Here is a 2588-nt window from a genome sequence, read left to right as displayed (position 1 = left end):
TCGGAAGGGCGGCATGATGTCAATAGTGTAATATGTAGTTAGTTCTGGGCAGTGCTGCGTTTGCTCGGGCGGGCTAAAGCCCGCACCTCCCAAACGCAGTCATGACACCAACAATCGGTACACAACCCGATAACGACCTAGTTTCATCCATGTTTCAATGAGGGGTGGATGAAAAAGCGCCGTTGTCGGTGGTTCCCGGGGCTTGCCGCTTGCCCGGGGCTTGCCGCTTACCCGGGGCTTGCCGCTTACCTGGGGCTCGTCACCTGCCCGCGCCTCGCGTCTGCTGGACACTTGCTGCTTGGTGGCCCTTGCTGCCCGCGCCTCGCGCCTGCTGGACGCCCGTTGCTCGCTGGCCCTTGCCGCCGCGCATTTCGCCTGCCGGGCGAGAGCCCGTTTACGCCTCGCGTCTGTTGGGCGAGCGCCCGCTTACACATTGTGCCTGCCGAGTGCTTGCTGCGTGCCGTCGACTGGAAGGTGATCTCCATGCAGCGTGGGCGCATTTCGCGTTATCATCAGCGGAGTCGGTGCATACACGCCATCTGAGCCATCACGAGGATCACCATGCCCCATCTCAACGAAACCGCCGAGCACACCGAGCCCTCGGCTCGCGCGCTCATGTCCGAGGTGCTCGCGCGACACGAGCGGCGCCACAACTGCGCGCAGTCGGTCGCCTGCGCGTTCGCCCGCTTCACGCCCGTGGACGAGGACACGCTCTTCCGCATGATGGAGGGGTTCGGCGCAGGCATGGGCGGCAACGCCGAGACCTGCGGCGTAGTGTCGGCCGGCGTGGCCGTCATCAGCGCGTGCGCGAGCGACGGAAGCGCCCAGCGCACCACCAAGGAGCACACCTACGAGGTGGCGAAGGGGTTCGTGGAGGCGTTTCGCGCCACGCACGGCACCACCTGCTGCCGCGAGCTGAAGGACCTCAGCAGCGTGCCCGCCCCGCATCGCTGCGACGCCTACATGGAGAGCGGCGCGCAGCTGCTCCTCGAGACCTTGCAGAAGCACAACCTGGCATAAGCGCGCTGTCTGCGCGAAGGGGCTGCGCGCAACCGGTCGCCATGCCCACATCACGGCACGTGGATAGCGCGTGCGCGCGAAAAAGCGCGTAAGCTTGACCGCAAGGGCACATCCACGCAAGGAGGAGGGGGCATGTGCATACCATGCGTCATGTGCGGCGCCTGCATGAGCGCCGCGGGGCAAGCCGCCGAGAGCGGGCTCTGTCCCACCTGCGGCGCGCCCGTGGATCCCGACGCCGTCAGATGCCCGTCTTGCTACACGTTCCTCGGTCAGCGTCCCGCTGCTTCTGAGGGATCCTCCGCATCAGCCGCATCAGGCGAATCCGCCGCATTTGAATGATCTGCCGCACGCGCGGCGCCCAGCGAATCCGCCACGCCCGCCGCGCACGCCGCATCTGTCACGCCTGCCGGGAGCTTCGAATCCGCCACACCCACCGAGCCTCGTGAGCCTGCCGCACGCGCCGCATCCTCCGCACACACCACGTCCCCCGCACCCGGCGCACATGCCGCCGGGGGCTTCGCGTCGTCGAGCGCCGAGGAGACCCGCGCGACCTCCTGACGAATGATCAGGCTGAGCGAGTCGTGGATCACGTTCTCGAACGGCGAGACCTGCTCGGCGGTGCGTCCGATCGGCGCATAGTTCAGGCGCTGGATGTAGCGAGAGATGAACGCGCCCGTGAAGAAGTCGGCGAGGAAGGCGACCGAGCATCCCCTGTCGACGCGCATGCGCAGGCCCTCGCGCGAGATGGCGCTGCGCTTCGACAGCTCTTGATCGATCAGGTAGCGGATGTCCTCGGTCAGGGCGGGGCGGTACAGCTCGAGCAGGTAGTGCTCGAGCGTCCCCGGCCCCAGCGATGAGAGCACGTTGCGGTAGTACGCGCGGCGACGCTCAAGGCAGCTGTACGCCGCGTCGAAGAACAGCGCGTTGTAGATGCGGCCGTCCTCGTCCACGTTGCGCACGTAGTAGGGGAACGCCGCGTACCGGTCGTCCGACGCCTCGTACACCAGCTGGCCGGGCGCGAACGTCTTCTCCAGCCTGCAGGCGAGCTCGTAGCGGAACAGCCAGACGACGAGCTGGCTCTTGTCGGAGAAGTGGTAGTAGAACGTCTTGCGGTGCTTGCCCAGCTGGTCGACTACCATGTTGACGGTGATGCGGTCAAGCGGCATCGCCTCCGCGAGCTCGGCGAACGACTCCGCCAAGCTCAGCTTCGCCTCAACGTTTCTTCGAGCCACAGCGTCCCCCTCCCGCCTCTCGACAGGCGTTCGTGCGGCGCGTCCACCGAAGCAAAGACAGCCGGCGCGCCCGCCAAAGCCAGGGCACCCGCCAAAGTCGGCGCGCCCGCCAAATCCAAGGAGCTCGCCAAGGCCGGCGCGCGCACCAAGGCCAGAGCGCCCGCCAAGGCTAGCGCGTCCGCTAAAGCCGGCGAGCTCAAGAGCCAGCGCGCCGCCTATTCCCCGCCCTGCGGCGATCGGGGCGCGGGCGGCGGCGCAGGGGCCGCCGGCGCACTCGGAGCCGCAGGCGCAGGCACACCTGGCGCGCCCGGCGCGCCCGGGGCACCCGGCGCACTC

2 protein-coding genes are annotated in these 2588 nt (G+C 67.7%); one reads left to right on the top strand and one right to left on the bottom strand.

Going from position 1 to position 2588, the window contains the following annotated elements; genetic code table 11:
- Nucleotides 1-561: 561 nt before the first annotated feature.
- Nucleotides 562-1020: a C-GCAxxG-C-C family protein gene (locus HRL41_RS11800; RefSeq protein WP_172137189.1), complete on the top strand. Its 459-nt coding sequence runs from the start codon at nt 562-564 to the stop codon at nt 1018-1020.
- Between the two features lie 269 nt (nt 1021-1289).
- Here the strand turns inward: HRL41_RS11800 and HRL41_RS11795 are convergent, their stop codons facing one another.
- Nucleotides 1290-2252: a hypothetical protein gene (locus tag HRL41_RS11795; RefSeq protein WP_172137188.1), complete on the bottom strand. Its 963-nt coding sequence runs from the start codon at nt 2250-2252 to the stop codon at nt 1290-1292.
- Nucleotides 2253-2588: the final 336 nt, after the last annotated feature.

The organism is Adlercreutzia sp. ZJ473 (genome assembly GCF_013185065.1).
GTDB lineage: Bacteria > Actinomycetota > Coriobacteriia > Coriobacteriales > Eggerthellaceae > CAAEEV01.
This window is presented reverse-complemented; position numbering and strand designations above follow the sequence as displayed.

Excerpts from the sequence above, each read along its gene's own strand:
- HRL41_RS11800 (WP_172137189.1), top strand. The coding sequence starts at position 562 with ATGCCCCATCTCAACGAAACCGCCGAGCACACCGAGCCCTCGGCTCGC.